The following is a 19,015-nucleotide window of genomic DNA, read 5'->3' as shown; positions in this document are numbered from 1 at the left end:
CCATACATGGGTAAGTGACATGATCAAAAATGTAAAATCACGACAAGAAGTACTAGAATTCGACCTCTTTGGATTTCGACTTTCATATCGAAAAACACCGATGCGCCGCGCAGCCCTTCTCGCTCTCCCGCTGTTCTTTGCCACCTATTTCGTTTCCGCCTGCTCGGATTCCGCAGCAACCATACCTGCGATCGCCTATCCTGAAACCAAGCGGGGCGATGTCGTCGATAAGCATTTCGGAAAGACCATCGCCGACCCCTATCGCTGGCTGGAAAACGACGTTCGCAGCGATAAGGGAGTCGCTTCTTGGGTCGAATCACAGAACAAAGTCACCAATGCTTATCTCGACCCGGCAGCATATCGAGATATCTTCAAAGCTCGGCTCAAACAGTTGTACAACTCTGAGCAGTTCAGCATTCCGGTCAAAAAGGCCGGACGATATTTCTACTCCCGTACCTCCGGCGTTGAGAACCAGCCTGTTCTCTATGTCCGCGACAGCGTGGATGGCGCAGGGCGCGTGCTGATCGATCCCAACAGTTGGGCAAAGGACGGGGCGATCGCGCTGGCCGAATGGTCGGTATCCGACGACGGCAAGCGTTTAGCCTATGCGGTGCAGGATGGCGGCACGGACTGGCGCACCATTCGGGTGCTGGACGTAAACACAGGCAAGGTGCAGGGCGATGAGGTCAAATGGGCGAGGTTCACCACCATCGCGTGGGCTAAGGACGGCTCCGGCTTTTTCTACGCTCGTTTCCCTGAACCGAAGCAGGGCGAAGCGTCCCAGGCAAGCGTGGAAAATCATGCCGTCTATTTTCACGCGATCGGTACGCCTCAAGCGAAGGATCGGCTGGTTTATGCAACTCCCGACCAGCCGAGTCTGCTGCAATCCTTGAACATTACCAAAGACGGGCGTTACCTCGCGATCACTTCCTCGCCCATCTCACTGCGTATGGAGCTGACCGTGGTAGATCTCAAGAGCGCCGACTGGAAACCCCGTAAGCTGGTCGCTAATCTCGACAATCAATGGAGCGTCATCGACAATGTGGGGACGAAGTTCTTGCTCATGACCAGCAAGGATGCACCCCGCCTCAAGGTGGTGACGATGGACATCGCCGCTGCCGATCCGGTTATCACGGATGTGGTGCCGGAGCAAGACGCGGTTCTCAACAGCGCGTCGCTGGTCGGCGGACGATTGCTGCTCTCTTATCTGGTTGACGTGAAGACCGAGGTTCGACGCTACACCCTCGATGGCAAGGCCGACGGCATGGTGAAACTGCCTGGTATCGGTACTGCGGGTGGCTTTGAGGGTGGTCAGGACACCAAGGAAACCTTCTTCGGCTTCACCAGCTACAACACTCCGGGTATTATCTATCGCTACGATGTTGCGAGCAACACGTCGCGCGTCTGGAGCGAGGCAAAGGTGGCGAGCGATCTCAGCCGGATCGCGGTCGAACAGCGTTTCTACAAGTCGAAGGATGGCACCCGTATTCCGATGTTTATCGTCCGGCGCAAGGATGTGACCAATCCGGCACCGACCCTTCTCTATGCGTATGGGGGCTGGGCCATCAGCGAACCTCCCGCCTTCTCGCCCGAGCGGCTGGCGTGGGTCGAACAGGGCGGGGTGTTCGCGATCGCCCATATTCGCGGCGGCGGAGAATATGGCAAGGCATGGCACGACGCGGGCCGTCGTCAGAACAAGCAGAACGTCTTCGACGACTTCATCGCGGCGGGCGAGTATCTGAAGGCGCAGGGCATCACGTCACAAGGCGGACTGGCCATTAATGGCAAGTCGAATGGCGGACTCCTGATCGGTACGGTGGTCAATCAGCGACCGGATTTGTTCGCCGCTGCGCTGCCCCAGGTCGGTGTCATGGACATGCTCCGCTTCGACAAGTTCACGGGCGGGAAAACATGGGTAGATGAATATGGGTCTCCGGCACGGGAAACGGATTTCCGTAACCTCTTCAATTATTCGCCTTATCACAACATTCAATCTGGCAAGGCATATCCCGCGATCCTTGCCACTACTGCCGACACGGACGATCGCGTGGTGCCGGGTCACACCTTCAAATATGTCGCCGCGCTCCAGGCGGCGGATATCGGCTCCAAGCCGCACCTCGTCCGCGTTGAGACGCGCGCGGGTCATGGAGCGGGCAAGCCCACGGACAAGATCATTGAGGAAACGGCGGATATGTGGGCTTTTGCCGCTCATTGGACGGGGCTAAAGGTGAAGCCAGCGAAGTGATCGCGTCAAACAAATCAACATACGTCGAACTAATCGAAGAAGCGTAAGCCTCACACCACTCTATTTCCGTCAATGCGTAAGTCCTAACAAACTAATTTACAGTCCGCGCTTTGGTGGGGTCATCGATGACCTCGTTGATACCTGAACCCATCAGCAACTTGAATCAACAACTAGCTCGAAGGAGTTTATCCCCATGTCTCACATTTTTTCTAACCACAAGCGAGATCGTAGCCTACCCATGCACAGCTCAGAGCCAACGGTTCCCGCTAGGAGGAGAACCATGCTTGCTAGCAAGCCCCACGTCCGAAGCTCGCTAATGATTGGGGCGGTGATACTCGTTCTTAGTGCCTGCGGACAGCCCACACTCGGTCACCCGTCAGAGCCAGGAGGAAAAGTCCCTGCAAAGCTGAAACGCTTCTACGACCAGAAGCTGACCTTTGGCTCATGCGAGGGCTACGCCACCACGGATGCCGACGCTAAGACCTTCGCCAACAACACCTTCAAATGCGCCCGGCTTGAGGTGCCGCTCGACTACCAGAACCCCCGCGGGCGAACCGCGCAGATTGCACTGCTGCGCGTATCGGCGAAGGGCAAGCCGAGCAAACGAATCGGCTCCCTGCTGGTCAACCCCGGCGGACCGGGCTTCCCCGGGACGAGCCACGCCGTCCTAGTGGCGACCGCTCTGGGTGAGCACCCGATCACAGAGCGGTTCGACCTGATCGGGTTCGACCCGCGTGGGGTCGGGGCCTCGACACCGACACTCGAATGCTTCACCGATGCCGAACGAGGGGCCGACGTGAAAATCTCCTCTGGAGTCGAGGACTGGACCGAGGATGAGACCCGTCAGTTGTACCAAAAATGCGCCAGGCGTTCCGGCGGCGAGGACGTGCTGGCTCACGTCGGCACGCGCGATGTGGTGCGCGACATGGACGTACTCCGTGCTGTGCTCGGCGATGACAAGCTCTCCTTTCTCGGCACCAGCTACGGTACCCGGCTCGGCGCGGTTTACGCCGAGACCTTTCCGCAGAACGTGCGGGCCATGGTGCTCGACGGCGCGATCGACCCCACCACCCGCACCACCGCGCGTCGCCTCGTCCAGTTTGCGGGCTTCCAGCGGTCCTTCGACAACATGGCGGCCTTCTGCGCCAAGACCCCAACTTGTCCGCTCGGTACCGATCCTAAGCAAGCCACCGTTGTCTTTCAGCAGATCGTGCAACCGCTGATTGATAAACCCATACCCACCGCAGATGGACGCAACCTCACCTACACCGCTGCCATGGACGGTGTGGTTCCCACCCTCTATAGCGAAGCGGGCTGGCCTGCGATCATTAAGGGCATTGCCGAACTTAAGGCCGGAAGCGGTGCCACCCTAATGCTCGTACGTGACTTCAATAACCAGCGCAATGCCGACGGCACCTATAGCAAAGTCCCCGATGCCATTCTGGTCATCAACTGCCTCGACGAGGATCGCCACACGCCCGAGCAGGAGACTGCGATGAAGCGCGACATTTACAAGGTCGCGCCCTTGATGGAGACTGGCCGGACCGTCAACGCCCGCGATGTTTGTGAGCATTTTCCAGTGAAGCCCACCCTCGGCTACCCCTACGCTCAGAACATCAAAGGACTCCCGAAAACCTTGGTCGTGTCGGTCACCCGCGATCCGGTCACCCCGCACGAAGGCGGTATCAGCCTCGCTAAAACGCTCGGTGCGAGCCTGCTGACCGTCGAGGGCGAACAGCACGGTGTGGCTCTCATCGGCGGCAATGCGTGTGTTAACAACATCGCTGCCGACTACCTTATCAACCTGAAGACGCCCGCCGATGGGGTAACTTGCACCCTCTGACATTGCTGACGGCGTGCTGATTAGCAGGCTGATGTTACACCCGGACGCACAATCACGAAGAAAGGAACGAAATGAAATGGCACTGCCCTACACCACTCTATTTCTGTCAATGCGTAAGTGCTAACAAACTAAGATCGGAGTTTGATTTGGAGCTGAAGGTCAGTATTGATTGAAACAGGAGAAACAGGATGATACTGCAAGATAAAGTGGCGTTAGTCACTGGAGGCGCATCAGGAATTGGTCGAGCAACGGCGATCGCCTTTGGGGCCGCGGGCGCAAAAGTCGTTTTCTCAGACATCCCTAGTGTAGAAGGTGAAGAAACTGCTGATTTGGTTCGCGAGACTGGGGCGGAATGCTTGTTTGTGGCATCTGATGTATCGAGTGAAGCCGATGTGCAAGCCTTGGTGCAAAAGGCAATTGCCACCTACGGCAAACTCGATTGTGCCTTTAACAATGCTGGGATCGATCGGGTGGTTACACCACTGCATGAACAATCGATTGAGGATTTTGACAAGATCCTGTCGGTCAACGCGCGAGGGCTATTCCTCTGTATGAAATATGAAATTCAGCAGATGCTGACCCAAGGTTCAGGCGCGATCGTGAACAACTCATCAACAAATGGTTTGGTTGCGCTTCCAGGGATTTCTCCCTACGTTGCCAGCAAACATGCGGTGATGGGGCTGACACGATCGGCTGCCCTCGATTATGCCAAACAGGGCATCCGGATTAATGCCGTCAATCCTGGCCCAATTGCGACTGACCTGATGGCTCGTAGCGCTGAGCAGATGGGCATCACGTTCGACGATCTCGGATCGATGGTTCCGATGGGTCGGATCGGTCAGGCAACGGAAATTGCTCAGGTAGTTGTTTTCCTTTGCTCTGATGCTGCCAGCTACATTACGGGACAACCCTTAGCGATCGATGGCGGATATACAGTGAGTTAATTTTTGATTGTTGATGGTGGCATCACAGTGAATCGATCCATAAACAAATCAAATCACGATGCTTCCTATAAGTGATGGTCAACTCTGCAATTTTAAGGTGGTGGATCAAATGATTAGTTGCAAAGATTTGGGTCTTGAAGCAGGTGAAGTAATTTCGACGGTACAAATGGTGATGTAGGCTCAGATGTCCTATACCGTTCTGCGCGATGGAGTCTTGACTCATCCCACGATGACCGAAGGGTTAAATATGCTGTTTTCACTCATTGAAGACCACTAAATCTCCGATTTAGTGGGGGACTTAAACCCATTTATTCATTCGCCAGTCGCACAGAATTCTATTCTGAATTCTGGCTCCTGACTCTTGAATTCTGTTTTGTTAAGAAATAATACATGGAGACGTTGTACAAACGAAGTAAAATATATGCTGCTTAAATTCAACAAACAACTGACTGCCTTAGCATTTTTAACACTAATTGCAGGCGGAACTGTGCCAGCCGTTGCTACTCAAGCTCAAAGCCCAGCAGAACAACTATGTCGGCTAAGACCACGTATCAATCCTGTTTGCACAGTGTTGGTAACTGCCACAATTGGAGTTGCCATCCGCTCTGGTCCTGGTTCTAATTATCAAAAAATCGGTGCAATTCCTTACCAACATGATGTCAATGTCAGAGTAACCAAGTCTTCTCGCGAATGGGTAAAGCTTGCTGATCGTCCTGGTTGGATTTATTTTCGTTACCTGGAAATGGCTGGGGATTGAAATACACTGCATAACTTTCAAGAAAAACTTTGCCTAAAGTTTATTTAGCAGGCAAATCTAGGAACGGTAGTTCCTCTCATGGGCGGGTTCGAGGGGCGATCTTATCACCTCAAGAGTGGCAGCAATTTCAAGCTGCAAAACAGCAAGCAGAATCTGAGGAGACTTGGGGCAAGCATTTTACCCAATAATATCTGAGCGATCGCACCGGGCTTTCACTTAATACCCTCTATTGGGCTGACTCGAACAAAGTCTGAATTAAATCAGGCTTTTGCAAACTTTCAACAAACTACTGACTGGGTTGGCACTGTGATTTGATAGACGCAACAACTTTCGCAATGCCACCACTTAACTTATGTAAAAAGATAAATTGTTTTTACATAAGCCGTTAAACCAATTCGCTTTTTCGCCCATTCGCAATTACATGTTGTAACGGGGTTTTGACCCCGACACAACATTTGCGGCTTAATAGAAGCTGGGGATTTAAACCCCTACATTTTGTGAAAGCAATATTGGTAGTTCCTAGACAATTATTTTGAAGGAAAAAACTCAATGTTTTCTAGATTTCCTCGTCGGCAATTTATCAGTGTAATCAGCCTCTCGATTGCTGGAGCAGCAGTTGCAAGCAGTTTTCCATTCCTGAAAAATTTCTTCATTAGTAAAGCTCAAGCTCAAGAAATATCTGAGGAAGTATATAAAGGTAGAAAATATAAGATTATAACCAATCCAGGGTTTCAAAGGAGCGCAGTTGTAGATAATATATTTGACACATCTACACAATTATTTATTGATGGCAAGGAAGTGAGAATAAATCAACATAAAAAACAAAAAAATATGTAACACCGATTTTATTTGGCAGCTATGAAAGCCCAAAGAAAGTTGCAGAAACTTTAATATATTTAAAGTTAAAGTTTCCTGATCAAGAAGTAGAAATCGACCCCCATATTGAGTAAAAGTTCAATTCAGATAGTTGGATATACCAAGAAAAGTTTGCAATTTATATCAGGTGTAACATGAAAAATGTACGTAAGAATATTAGAGATTTAACTCAACAACAAAAACAAAACTATATCAAAGCAGTTAAAAAACTCAAAGCCAAGATTAGCCCTATTACTGGTCGTAGTATCTACGATGAATATGTACTTTGGCATAGTAAAACCACTCAACGTACAGATCCCACTGATCCTAGAGGATTTCGCAATCCCGCTCACGTCGGGCCTGCCTTTCTTGCTTGGCATCGTTATTACCTTTTAGCATTTGAAAAACAATTACGAAAAGCAGTGCCAGACTTAACAATTCCTTATTGGGACTGGACTCAAGACACAAATGATCCTTTCAACTCACCACTTTGGGCTAGTAACTTCTTGGGTGGTAATGGTGATCCTCAAGATAATTACTTAGTCAAAACAGGGCCGTTTGCTGTTGATCAATGGATAACTATTAATATTGATGGCAGCCCGAAAGGAGGTTTACAACGCCAGTTTGCTCTATTCAATTCTAACGTACCAAATCAAACAGATGTGAATATTGCACTGGGAGAAACTCCTTATGATGGCTCTCCGTGGAACATTGAAAGTAGTCCTAGTCATCGGAATCGCTTGGAAGGCTTCCTTGCTCCAGATGGCTCCTTCTCACAATTACATAACCAAGAACACGCTTGGATTGGTGGCGATATGCTAAATGTGAATATTTCGCCAAATGATCCTGTCTTCATTTACATCATTGTAATGTGGATCGGCTTTGGGCAATATGGCAAGACAAAAACCCGACTCAACAATATCTACCCACTGGTGAGGGGCCTTCAGGACATAATCTTTATGACCTAATGTATCCTTGGGACGGAATCGCCACCAAGTCAAGGGCTAGACCCATAGATGTTCTCAACTATAGAAAGCTCGGCTATACCTACGTTTAGTCAATACCGTAGCCAATTTGCGAGGGATCAACATCTGTAAAAGTGGGATGAATACGTCCTTGCATAAGTAAGTTGGCAAAAATCTGGGCTAATAAAATAGGCTCAGGGATTTCTGGAAGCATTTTTAACGTCGAGCGAAGCCGAGACGTTAAAGTTAAGCGTAGTCAAAGCTTAAATATTTCATGGAAATATCGAAACCCAAGGGTATTGAGATCGCAAAAAAATTAAGAGTGTGGCTAGCTTTTGGACAGCCACACTCCTTAACTCTAAAGATGTCGCCAGAAGTTCTTGCTGATAGTCTTGAGACTGACAACTGCCGTTTCTGTTGTCCATACTCCTCAATATCTTCCCAACCTTGCGCGCCTGCTATTACTGCCAAAATCGCTATGGTGATGATATCTGTGAGTAAATGATATCTCGTTCTTTCCACTCTGGGGTCTTTCACTTCTGTGAAATATTCCTGAAACTTACTGGTAATGTCAAAGCTATCTACGCTGGCTGCAAAAGATGTTTTAGTTTTACGCTTCTTCTTCTCAAATCCTGTTGACATTACTTTGATATGGCAGTTCGATGAATTAAATCTTACCCTACCTCAGATGGTGTCACTTTGTTTTCCACCTTATCGCTGATCAGGTAAGTTCTCTTGTCAATAGGTTTTGAGACGCGCTAACTCTGCTTATTCTCCCCGTCCAATAACTAATCAAATTTATGAACAACATTGGAATTTTCGGTGGTTTTATCCTTGTGCTAATTATCGGTTGGCTACCTGTCGTTTTATTATTGCTGTTGCTCAGTGCTTTGGCTGCGGTGCTGACACACTCTGTCAACCCACGAAGCGGTTCAAGGCGAGTCTGGCTGTCTAGATATTTTGCCGTTGCTGCGATCGCGTTTACTCCATGTCAGATCGGCTTCTTCCAACTTGCGCTTTATGCAGCAAATCCAAATGAGATGTCTTGGATTATGACGATAATCTATTCAGCACTGGGAGTCGTTGTATTTACCGGATTAAGCCGCATCTGCCGCCGGAATTTAAGTCGCACTGCTAGAGAGTAACTCTAGAGTGTAGCAGCGGCGGCACTGTGTCTAGGCTCGTGCCACCTTGCAAGGTGCTAAGATGGCAGAGTAGTAGCATACAAGGCATAGTCTTGTTTACAGAAATGTGAAAGCGATCGCACTGATATCGCTACGAATTCTAGTAGGCATCTTGATTGCTCTAGCGATCTTACCAGTAGCATTGCTACCCATTAGCACCAGCGTTCCCGTATCGCTCCTGATTCTATTTGCAATGGCAGAAGTAGCGCTGTTTGTTGCGGTGTTTCGGCTTGGCTTTACCGTGCGCGTGATGCTTGCCGAGCTTGCAGGATTTTTTGCGATCGCTCTCCTCGCCATTTTCGCTTCACAACTCTTCGCGTCCACCCCTCCTATTCTCGATACAAACGGCAAACCCATACCCAACAGCATTGCCGTCCTAGAAAAAGTGAACCTCGGCGGCGCTGAAGAATGGATCACGATTCGCGGCAAGGACTCGCACAATCCAGGGTTGCTTTTTCTGGCAGGTGGCCCTGGTGGTAGCCAACTTGTCACCGAGAGAAGCGCACTAGCGGGGCTAGATGATCACTTTGTTGTGGTTAACTGGGAGCAGCCAGGAGCGGGCAAATCGTTCGACGCAGTAGACCGTTCTAAGTTGACACTCGATCGCTACATTCAGTTTGAACTCTCAGTAAAACCATCGAAACAAGACAAGGAAGCCCAAGGTAAATCTGGATTTGTTCCAGTTGCGGCCAGATGGGTAATTGAGCGGTCAAATGCTTGGATGGAAAGATGTAAAATCCTCGTCAAGAACTTTGAAAGAACTTTGGTTAATACGACTGCCAAGCTCAATCTTTGTTTTATTAGACTGATGCTGAAAAGGCTTGCAGCCGCTTCTTAGATGTCAAATGGGTTCTATAAAATATATTTTCCTAAATTTTACTCATCTCAATGATTTTTTCACACTTGTGAGAAATCCGGGTACTGATGCGTAGACGTAGCCCGCCGCAGGCATCGCTTTCTTGGTTAATTTCTCAAAAGAGTTATATTGCGAAATTATTTTGACTACTTTTTGTGTCGTATTTAATCAAATTATACAATTCAACCATCAATCAGACTATTGTATATACTCGATTTCAAACGTCTGGTTGTTATATTGACCATAAGAAGACCAATTAGAAGCATTTGGAAAGCTTTTTGAGAACAGACTGTATAGGAACCAAATAAATCTAGGTTTGAAACCGAACATTTTATCAAACAATATAATCTCGCATACGTTACTTGGTGGTCAATCCTTTACCCCTGAGTATCCTTTCTTCTAACTCCTGAAAAAATAGGCGAATCGGGAGTAATTAAACTAAAGCTTTGAGAATTGTAATGCTTTCTAGCAGTACGAAAGCTTAACAAAACTGTAACCGCCTCCCTTGCTGATATTTGTCAGGAATACGTGAGCCGATTTACCCAACGCTGGGGGGCTTTTGCAATGCGAAAAAATATTACTTCTGCTATTAGATAGTCTTAATAGCAGTAGTAATAAAAATTTGGCTGCTCTACATTGAATACAGCAACTAGAGTACTTAGTGTCCGGGCGGTCTGTAAAATGTTCAGAGTGAGCAACACAAGAGGTATAAAGCCATGAATTTTTTCTCCTCAAAGAAGCAATCATCGGTGGCTATAGTAGGAGCATTGATGATCACTCTGGGAGTAGAGCGAAGTGCTGTGGGTGCTACATTCAACCCTGCTCCTCTTTTTGAGAGTGCAGTCAGTTACTCTACGAACATTCCTAGAACTGACGGTGGTGTAGATAGCACTGATATTTACTATCCAGTTTTATCTAGTACACAGACTCAGCAGAATTCATTGCCGATTGCGTTGTTATTGCAGGGGGCGCTGGTTGACAAATCAGATTACTCAACATTTGCTAACACAGTGGCACGTTATGGCTTTGTCGTCGTAGTGCCTAACCACTTGAGAACAGCAATCAGTCCAACGGGTGCGGTTACAGGATTAATTGCTGAACAACAGCAATTAAATGATGTACTAACTTACATACAGACTGAGAAATCTATACCTTCATCACCTATTGCTAATTCACTCGACCCTAGTACCTTAGTCTTACTAGGACACTCATTTGGTGGAGCAGTAGGAATAGCGGCGATTCAAGGTCAATGTTTTCCTACCTTATGCACTGGAAATTTTACTCGACCCAAAGAATTGAAAGCTGGTGTATTTTATGGCACTAACTTCAGGATTGGCCAAAGTAGTGGAGGGCTTCCGATTATTGACAATGATGGCATACCCATTGCTCTAGTACAGGGTAATCGAGATGGTGTGGCAAATCCCGCTAATGCTCAAGAAACATACGCAGGCATTCAAGACCCTCCCAAGGCTTTTATCACCATCCCTGGTGCTAACCACTATGGCATTACCAATGAAGACAATCTCATACGTGAAACTGTTAGACCAACCATAAACCAAGATGTGGCAATTGAAACTATTGCCCGTTGGAGTGCGCTGTTCTTACGAGGAACTGCACTCAACGACAAAAATGCACTTGATTATGTCTTCAACACAGGTGATGCTTTGGATCAAAAAGTAAGTGTGGAGAGCGTTGTCAAACCTATACCTGAATACACTTCTGTAGTTAGTTTGTTAGGATTAGGCGTGATAGGTGCAAGTTCACTCAATCGCAAAAAGCAAAAACTAGTTAAAAATAAAGTCTTAAAGTTTTAGAGTATCGGCTCAATAAGTTGGGGTAAGTAGTGATTACTTGGTGTTGTTGAATAAATTTATTATTCATACAAATAACTTAAGTAGTTGACTCACTCACCCCAAACTGGATACCAAGAAACTCAAATGTAGTCAGATGCGGGAGAGAAACCAACGTTAAAATTATTTGTTCTCTGAGCGATAATTTTGGTTTACGACCTCCACCACCAGCAATAATTCTAACTTTTTTGAATTCTAATAACTCTTGTTTTTCATGATGTAATCGCTCCGCATTTTGAATTAATTGTTGTAACTGTTCGTACTCCAGACCAATTAACCGCTTTGTTTTTTTAGGATTTTCTTCAATATGATTCAGTATGTCGCTCATGCTTCTGTGTCAAAAAAGCTATTTGATGTTTTTGTACCACAGAATGTTACTATTTTGGAGATGTCTAATGCCGATTAGCTTATCACCATAGTCCTTGTTCAGCACGAAATGGATTTAAAGGAGCAACGGTTCAGCTTCTTCGCAACAGGGTAAAATTGGGACTGAGTTTTCGTTGTGTTTTTATGATATGCTCCTGTTTTAAATTTGCTTTGTGCAGCTCCTTGGTCGTTGCAATTGCAGCTTGTTCTAATGGCCAAACGCCTTCTACGGGCAATGCAGATAAAAGTACTAAAACCGTTGCCGTTACCCAAATTGTTGAGCTTCCGGCCCTCAATGCAGTGCGTGATGGTCTCAAAGAAGAACTGGCATCCCAAGGATTTGAAGCGGATAAAAATCTGAAATGGCAGTGGCTCAACGCCCAAGGCAATCAAAGTACGGCGGTTCAGATTGCCAAAAAATTTGCTGGAGAAGCTCCCGACGTGATCGTCGCGATTTCCACCCCATCTGCCCAAACGGTGGCGAATGCGGTGCTCAAGACAGCACCCAAAACCGCAATCGTCTTTTCAGCAGTGGTTGATCCTGTGAGCGCTAAACTCGTTAAAAATCTGCAACAACCAAATGGCTCTATTACGGGTGTCAGTACTCTGACACCCGTAGCGGAACATCTCAAATTAATTACTCGGATTACACCGAAAGTAAAACGGATTGGCGTAATCTACAACGCGGGGGAAGCCAACTCAACCTATGTAGTTAAACTACTCAAAGAAGCTGCTTCTAAGCAGGGTCTTAGTATCGTGGAAGTCGCTATTGCCAATTCTAGCGAAGTCGTCAGCGCTGCCAAAAGTTTGACCGGTCGCACGGATGCGATTTATATGCCCCAGGACAATACAGTCCTTACCGCTTTGCAAAGTGTCATCAAAGTCGGTGTGCAGAATCAAATACCGATTTACGCGGGCGATAATGACTCGGTAGAAAAAGGCGCGATTGCGACTTTGGGCTTTAATTATCAAGATGTGGGACGGCAGACCGGGCGAATCGTGGTGCGGATATTAAAAGGTGAAAAACCGGGCACGATCGCCGTAGAGGTACCTGGTAAAAGCGACTTAGTGATTAATGTTAAAAGTGCTGCCACTATGGGTGTTAAGATTCCTGCTGACGTTCTCAAAACCGCTAGTAAAGTGATTCAGTAATTTAGTAATTACAGCATTCTGAAATTAAAACAGATTATGAATATAGCAGCGTTGTCAGGAGTATTGGAATTAGGTTTGCTCTATGGCTTGGTCGCCTTTGGGGTTTACTTATCTTTTCGGGTGTTGAATTTTCCTGACTTAACGGCAGATGCTAGTTTTCCCTTGGGGGGTGCAGTTGCTGCGACGCTAATTGTACGTGGAATGAATCCTTGGGAGGCAACGCTGTGGGCTACTATTGCGGGCATGTTAGCAGGATTGTGTACAGCTGCCCTCAACGTGCAATTTAAAATTCTCAATTTGCTGGCGAGCATCTTAACGATGAGTGGTTTGTATTCAGTTAACCTGCGTATTATGGGTCAACCGAATCTCTCTTTGCTGAATCAGGTGACTATCATTTCCACCTTAGACCCCTGGCTTAGTCAGATTCCTGCTCTGCTCAAACCCTTTGGCGTTACGATTGTGTTGACTATAGTTGTAGCAATTGTTTTAGGGTTATTGAACTTGTTTTTTGCTACCCAGTTAGGGTTGGCGCTGCGGGCGACAGGCGCGAATCCAGTCATGGCGCGTGCTCAAGGGATTTACACTGAGCGCTTAATTCTTCTAGGCATGGCGATCAGCAATGGACTTGTGGCGGTTTCGGGGGCGTTGTTTGCACAAATTAACGGTTTTGCGGATGTGCAAATGGGTGTAGGTACAATCCTGTTTGGGTTGGTAGCAGTGATTGTGGGGGAAAGTTTAATAACTAGCCGTCGATTGATTTGGATTACGACAAGCGCGGTCATTGGCTCGATTCTCTATCGCGCACTCGTGGCCTTGGCGCTGAATGCTGATTTTTTAGGGTTGCAGGCCCAGGATTTAAATTTAATCACCTCTGTGTTAGTGGCCTTGGCGTTGATTTTGCCCCAGAGCCGTTGGGTGCTTAAGTTACGCAGATCCACGCAACATGATTAGTCTCCAAGACATTACGGTGACATTCAATCCCGGCACGCCTCTAGCTCTGCGGGTGCTTAACGGTTTGAATTTAGAGATTGCAGCAGGTGAATTTATCACGGTGATTGGCAGCAACGGCACCGGCAAATCCACATTGCTCAATGTACTCAGCGGTGAGCAAACGCCCGATCGGGGCCGCGTCATCATGGCAAATTGTGATGTAACGACTTGGAAGACATCACGTCGCGCTAAACTCGTAGGTCGCGTGTTTCAAAATAGCCTAGCAGCTTATTGTACACAGTTGACCATTGAAGAAAATCTGGCGCTGGCTGCTCATCGGGGTCAAAGACGCGGTTTACACTTTGCCTTGACTAATCGTATGAGGGCGCATCTACGTGAAGCTTTGGTGGACTTAGGGCTGGGGCTGGAAAATCGCCTAACTGACCGGATGGGGTTGCTTTCGGGAGGTCAACGGCAAGCGATTAGCTTACTGATGGCAACATTGTCGTCTCAGCAGGAGATTTTGCTATTAGATGAACATACGGCAGCTTTAGATCCGCAAACTGCCGAGGATATCTTGGGCTTGACTGATCGGCTAGTGCGTACACGTGGGCTCACGACACTGATGGTTACCCATAGTCTGAAGCAAGCGTTGAGCTTGGGCGATCGCACTGTGATGCTCCACCAAGGTCGCGTGATTTTTGATATTGCAGGTGTGGCGCGTACCCGTTTAACGGTGAATGACTTGCTAGACCAATTTGAGCGAGTGAGGGGTGAGTAATTGGCGGATGATGAATTATTCCTCAGTTGAGCTAATAAGCATTTTTTTAGTGAAAATACTTATATAAATTAAAATTTTTACACATTAAACTAATTAAAATGCTGGTAGTTGAAGAGAAGACACTATATTCTGCGCCAGGAAAGTGAGAGAAGCTATTTCTCACAACATAATACTTAGCGCATTGCAACTATATTAACAAAACTTTGCATCGTCTCCCATTTTGCATGTATAGCAACCGCCAAGGCGGTTTGGGGATAAACTTGAAGTAATCCCTTTCCTTTTCGGGAGGAGCGCGATCGCTTTGACCCATGCCCAAACTTTATAGTTACGAGAACCTATCCCACTAATAATATTTTGTTAATCCAGACGTGGATAGTAGCAAGGTCAATGAATGCGTCAAATAAAAAATAAAGGTAATAGCGGCTATGTTGCAATTTAAATGCCGATTAGCTTACGCGCTCGTCTACCTTCAGACGGGCTTGCGTCCCCACACCTGAAACAACAACGGTTGCACTACCAAGGTACCAGGGGTGTTCAGATGTTCCCGCAACGCCTCAACCAGCGCGGTTAGTTCATCGGGTATATGCAGTCCATCTGCAATGATGTGATCACGCAACCCTTCAATGATGTCAAGAAACAGCGTTTGACCGAATTCGCCAACGTGAGATACCTGGGTATGGACTTTGACCTGTACCTCGACGAGTCCCGCCGCCCGCAACAGTCCAGGCAATCGGCGTCCCAAATAACCGTCAAGACCACGCGCCTGATAGACGCGATGATAAGTGGTGAGCAGTTGCAACCAAGCCGCATGTTCTGGCTCACAAATATGGGACACGACATCTAAATCTTGGACTGCCACTACTCCACCGGGTCGGGTAAGTGCTACCATTTCTGCCAGCATCTGCTTGGTGTGTGGGGTCATCATAAGGACGAGCCGTTCATGCACCAGATCAAAAGCGGCACGGGGCAACCCTGTCGCCGTGACATCTCTTTTGAACAGCTCTACGTTTGGTAAGCGTCGATCCGCTACAATGGTTCGCGCCATGTCCAGTAGGCGTGCCTCACGGTCTACACCCACAACTTCTCCGGTAGAACCCACGCGCTCTGCCAAGAGATGGAGGATGCCGAGCGGTCCACATCCTAAATCAATCGCCCGTGCGCCCGCTTGGAGTCCCACTTGATCGAGCAGCCAGCAAGCTTCTGCCTCAAAGAGTGTGCCTTGTTTTAATAAGCGCTTCTGCTCGGTCAAGCTGGTGCCGAGAATATACTCCTGGGCTTGGGACATCTGTGCCTCCCTTTTATACAAACTGACTACACAAATCTTTAGTAACGAGTCTACCACAATCTTGAACTTGAGCTTTTCAGGACTTACGCACATGAATGCCAGTTGCTCCCGTCCTGGCTTTATTATTCATAAAAATTGTAAAATTTAATGAATTTATTCGTAACAACTTAACTTTAGTCTTTTTACTATAGCAATCCTATTTGATTTATAAACGCCGAGAGGCTCAGATCCCCGACTTCTTGAAGAAGTCGGGGATCTTTTTGTTCGTAATTCATTTAGGATTGCTATACAATATCCAAAATTATGTACTATTACTGAGAGTAATAAAATAAAGCTAAACGAAAAAGCTATCATTTGAATACAGGTTCAGACTCATCATCAGCAGCTAGCACTAGCAGAAAATGTTGATAATGTTGTTTGCAGCATAGCCAAATAAGTCAATCTAATACGGTGTAGCTAAGTAATCATGAGTTATTTTATATAGAAATAATTAAGTTCCAAAGCCAGAAATACTTTTCGTTTTGGCGTTGCGGTGCTGCTTTTTTGCCTCCTGATTATTAATCAATCTTTTCTTCTAATGTGAGTGAGAGAAAATGTTAAAATCTTGTCAATACTGGAAGCTGTGGTTAACAGTTCCAACGATTTTATATTGGATGCAGTCTGCTCAAGCTGCAGAAAAACTTCAATCTCATATTTCTACAATTGACAGTGCTGAGGTCAATCAACATAGCGCCTTTGAAAAAGTAAAATCAGATGCAAAAGACGCAACGCTAAACTTTGATCGAGTCAACAACTCCGATCTCAACTCGACCGAAGCCAAGCCTACAACTGAAATGATGCAAGTCACTCCCGTTTGGCAGCTTACGGATGTTAAACCAACTGATTGGGTATTTCAAGCCCTGCAATCTCTCGTCAAGCGCTACGGCTGTATTGCAGGCTATCCTGACCGAGCCTATCGCGGTAATCACGCTTTAACCCGATATGAATTTGCAGTCGGTTTGAATGCGTGTCTTGAGCGCGTAAACGAACTGAATCCTTACGCCACCGCAAATGTTGTTAAAAAAGAAGACTTGACAATCTTAAAAAAGTTGCAAGAACAATTCGCCGCCGAACTTGCTATCTTACGCGGTCGCGTTCATTCTGTCGAAGCCCACACTACACCCCTTGAAAAACAACAGTTCTCGACAACCACTAAACTGTTTGGATATGCTTGGTTAAATATCACAGGGGCAGGCGCAAGCGGCGACGTTCAGTTTGAAGGTCCTAGAGGTAGTGAAGGTAACGCCGAAGGTCGATTCTTTGCCACTCGAACAGGTGGGCAGCCTACACGCGGCATTGCTCGCGATCCACAAATTACAGCTAGCTATCATGCCTGGTTAACCTTCCTCACATCCTTCACCGGCAAGGATCAATTAGTTACCCAGTTGGCATCAGGAAATGGTCGATCGCCTTATAACCAATATGCTTCTGCAGGCTTCTATAATTCGGCTGGTGTTCCCTTCTTCGATCAAACTGCGGGAAGCGAAATCGGTCAAAACGATGTTGTCATCAAAGACTTTTTCTATAGTTTCTCGCTAAATGACGCAATCAAATTGACGGTCGGACCTCGGATCAACTGGAATCGCCACTTTGACATCAACCGCCTTAGCTCTATCTTGAATTCAGGTGCAAGCCTCGATTCCTCAAATAGTACTCAGTCGAACTCTATCATTCGAGGTTCCGGTGCAGTTATTGAGTGGGGTATCAACTCGAAACTTCGTTTAGCAGTCGGATATTTAGGCGAGAACACAGAATTTCTTTCACCCCAATTTGGCTTTAACTCTTCTAGCAATCCATCGCAAGGGCTTTTCGGCGGAACGAACACAACTTCAGCCGAACTCACTTTCTCGCCGAGTTTTAACTTTAATCTACGTTTACAGTACAATTATACGCGAATTCAAGCGATTAACGGGCAAGTTGGCGGTTCGATTGGAGAACCCATACCTTACGGCTACTTAGATGCCGGTGCTGGATTCTCAGAAGGAGGCATTCGAGGCGGACTAGAATCTGCAACTGGAAGTATGTTCGGCATCAACTTTGATTGGCTGATTACCCGTGGAATTGGATTGTTTGGGCGCTATAGCTTTGCATCCATGCAATTGAACCCAATCGATGCAAAAGTCGATACGCAAGCCTTCCAAGTTGGGGTTGCCTTCCCCGATTTAGGCAAAGAAGGCGCACAGGGAACTGTCACTTTCTTGATGCCGATGGACATCATCAGAGGTAGCCGATTCTTTGCTTCAGGTGCAGGGGATGGTGGCATCCAATATGAACTAGAAGCTTCCTACTTCTATCCATTGAGTGAGAATATTGCGATTGTGCCAACGTTTTATGCAGTGTTCAACCCCAATAACTTCGAGAGCAATCCAACAGTGTTTGTGGGCAGTATTCGCACGCAGTTCAGCTTCTAAGTAGGTGGTTACAATAAAATATAAGATAGAGGAAGTCCAAAAAAAGGTGCTACGAGATGTCGGCTCCATTGCGAGTTGCATTAACAGATTTGGAAGATTTGTGCGATTCGTTGTTTAGTGAATCACGGTAATCAGTCCGGCGCGACCTGAAATGGTCGTTTAGTATGCAGAGCCGTCTTTGCTAAGGGATTCACACCCTTTACCCTCACGTAAAAGACTCTCAGGAGTCCGGTCACGACCTAGTAGGTAACGAAACAGTCGGAGTGCAGACCACGAAAGTAACCGAAGCTGCCAGCCTAATGCGGTCAGGGGCTAGAGGGAGTTCCCTAATGATGAACAAATGTGAACTGTCGATCAATACCTTTGCCAAAATAAGAGCCTACAGAAATTTTGGCAAAAACTGGCAAAATCCTCATACATAAGCGTTTAGCTTACGAGATATATTGGACTGTCAGAACCTTTATATTGCGGGCAATACGTTAAAAAAACCTTGTGGGAAACCTTAAAGGAATTTTTAGGACTTATTGTTTTTGCCAAACCTCAGAGAACAGC

General features: G+C 47.0%; 17 protein-coding genes and 1 pseudogene. 14 read left to right on the top strand and 4 right to left on the bottom strand.

The annotated features are described in order from the left end of the window. Positions 1–19: 19 nt before the first annotated feature. The 7 genes from V7K27_RS22190 (at position 20) to V7K27_RS22160 (ending at position 7,612) form a co-directional block, all read left to right on the top strand. Positions 20–2,245, top strand: a complete 2,226-nt coding sequence (locus V7K27_RS22190) for a prolyl oligopeptidase family serine peptidase (protein WP_334950236.1) — start codon at positions 20–22, stop codon at positions 2,243–2,245. 316 nt (positions 2,246–2,561) lie between these two features. After that, a complete protein-coding gene (locus V7K27_RS22185) occupies positions 2,562–4,088 on the top strand; it encodes an alpha/beta hydrolase (RefSeq protein ID WP_334950235.1) in 1,527 nt (508 codons plus the stop codon). A 188-nt stretch (positions 4,089–4,276) separates the two neighbouring features. After that, complete coding sequence (locus V7K27_RS22180) at positions 4,277–5,032, top strand: SDR family oxidoreductase (RefSeq protein WP_334950234.1); 756 nt, start codon at positions 4,277–4,279, stop codon at positions 5,030–5,032. A gap of 421 nt (positions 5,033–5,453) precedes the next feature. Further along, positions 5,454–5,789 carry an SH3 domain-containing protein gene (locus V7K27_RS22175; protein WP_334950233.1) on the top strand — a complete coding sequence of 112 codons (336 nt, stop codon included), beginning with the start codon at positions 5,454–5,456 and terminating at the stop codon, positions 5,787–5,789. Between the two features lie 29 nt (positions 5,790–5,818). Then, positions 5,819–5,977, top strand: a complete 159-nt coding sequence (locus V7K27_RS22170; RefSeq protein ID WP_334950232.1) for a hypothetical protein — start codon at positions 5,819–5,821, stop codon at positions 5,975–5,977. Positions 5,978–6,338: 361 nt separating this feature from the next. Continuing rightward, positions 6,339–6,626: a hypothetical protein gene (locus V7K27_RS22165; protein WP_334950231.1), complete on the top strand. Its 288-nt coding sequence runs from the start codon at positions 6,339–6,341 to the stop codon at positions 6,624–6,626. Between the two features lie 173 nt (positions 6,627–6,799). Then, the gene (locus V7K27_RS22160) at positions 6,800–7,612 is read left to right on the top strand and encodes a tyrosinase family protein (RefSeq protein WP_334950230.1); all 813 of its coding nucleotides are present in this window, start codon (positions 6,800–6,802) and stop codon (positions 7,610–7,612) included. Positions 7,613–7,697: 85 nt separating this feature from the next. Here the strand turns inward: V7K27_RS22160 and V7K27_RS22155 are convergent, their stop codons facing one another. Beyond that, positions 7,698–7,823 (bottom strand): hypothetical protein, encoded by a 126-nt coding sequence (locus tag V7K27_RS22155; RefSeq protein WP_334950229.1) that lies wholly within the window; start codon positions 7,821–7,823, stop codon positions 7,698–7,700. Positions 7,824–7,855: 32 nt separating this feature from the next. Continuing rightward, positions 7,856–8,251 carry a transposase family protein gene (locus tag V7K27_RS22150; protein ID WP_334950228.1) on the bottom strand — a complete coding sequence of 132 codons (396 nt, stop codon included), beginning with the start codon at positions 8,249–8,251 and terminating at the stop codon, positions 7,856–7,858. Between the two features lie 158 nt (positions 8,252–8,409). Here V7K27_RS22150 and V7K27_RS22145 point away from each other — a divergent pair, with 158 nt between their 5' ends. The 3 genes from V7K27_RS22145 to V7K27_RS22135 all read left to right on the top strand — a co-directional run bounded on the left by V7K27_RS22145 (position 8,410) and on the right by V7K27_RS22135 (position 11,463). Next, a complete protein-coding gene (locus tag V7K27_RS22145; RefSeq protein WP_334950227.1) occupies positions 8,410–8,754 on the top strand; it encodes a hypothetical protein in 345 nt (114 codons plus the stop codon). Positions 8,755–8,860: 106 nt separating this feature from the next. After that, positions 8,861–9,631 carry a hypothetical protein gene (locus tag V7K27_RS22140; RefSeq protein ID WP_334950226.1) on the top strand — a complete coding sequence of 257 codons (771 nt, stop codon included), beginning with the start codon at positions 8,861–8,863 and terminating at the stop codon, positions 9,629–9,631. A 734-nt stretch (positions 9,632–10,365) separates the two neighbouring features. Then, positions 10,366–11,463 (top strand): alpha/beta hydrolase family protein, encoded by a 1,098-nt coding sequence (locus V7K27_RS22135; protein WP_334950225.1) that lies wholly within the window; start codon positions 10,366–10,368, stop codon positions 11,461–11,463. A 76-nt stretch (positions 11,464–11,539) separates the two neighbouring features. Here V7K27_RS22135 and V7K27_RS22130 read toward each other — a convergent pair whose 3' ends face one another. After that, the gene (locus V7K27_RS22130; protein ID WP_334950224.1) at positions 11,540–11,827 is read right to left on the bottom strand and encodes a helix-turn-helix domain-containing protein; all 288 of its coding nucleotides are present in this window, start codon (positions 11,825–11,827) and stop codon (positions 11,540–11,542) included. A gap of 221 nt (positions 11,828–12,048) precedes the next feature. Between V7K27_RS22130 and V7K27_RS22125 the strand changes: the two genes are divergently transcribed. The 3 genes and pseudogenes from V7K27_RS22125 to V7K27_RS22115 all read left to right on the top strand — a co-directional run. Further along, a complete protein-coding gene (locus V7K27_RS22125; protein WP_334950223.1) occupies positions 12,049–13,017 on the top strand; it encodes an ABC transporter substrate-binding protein in 969 nt (322 codons plus the stop codon). A 36-nt stretch (positions 13,018–13,053) separates the two neighbouring features. Next, entirely contained in the window at positions 13,054–13,968 is a 915-nt protein-coding gene (locus V7K27_RS22120; RefSeq protein ID WP_334950222.1) for an ABC transporter permease, read from the top strand. Positions 13,969–14,035: 67 nt separating this feature from the next. Further along, positions 14,036–14,728 (top strand): annotated as a pseudogene (locus V7K27_RS22115) (ABC transporter ATP-binding protein); the annotation flags it as partial. A gap of 469 nt (positions 14,729–15,197) precedes the next feature. Here the strand turns inward: V7K27_RS22115 and V7K27_RS22110 are convergent. After that, positions 15,198–16,013, bottom strand: a complete 816-nt coding sequence (locus V7K27_RS22110; protein WP_334950220.1) for a methyltransferase domain-containing protein — start codon at positions 16,011–16,013, stop codon at positions 15,198–15,200. 593 nt (positions 16,014–16,606) lie between these two features. On the opposite strand from V7K27_RS22110, the gene V7K27_RS22105 reads away from it, so the two are divergent. Next, positions 16,607–18,463: an iron uptake porin gene (locus V7K27_RS22105; RefSeq protein WP_334950219.1), complete on the top strand. Its 1,857-nt coding sequence runs from the start codon at positions 16,607–16,609 to the stop codon at positions 18,461–18,463. The last annotated feature ends 552 nt before the right edge of the window (positions 18,464–19,015 follow it).

The sequence above is a fragment of the Nostoc sp. genome (assembly GCF_036919575.1).
GTDB lineage: Bacteria > Cyanobacteriota > Cyanobacteriia > Cyanobacteriales > Nostocaceae > Nostoc.
This window is presented reverse-complemented; position numbering and strand designations above follow the sequence as displayed.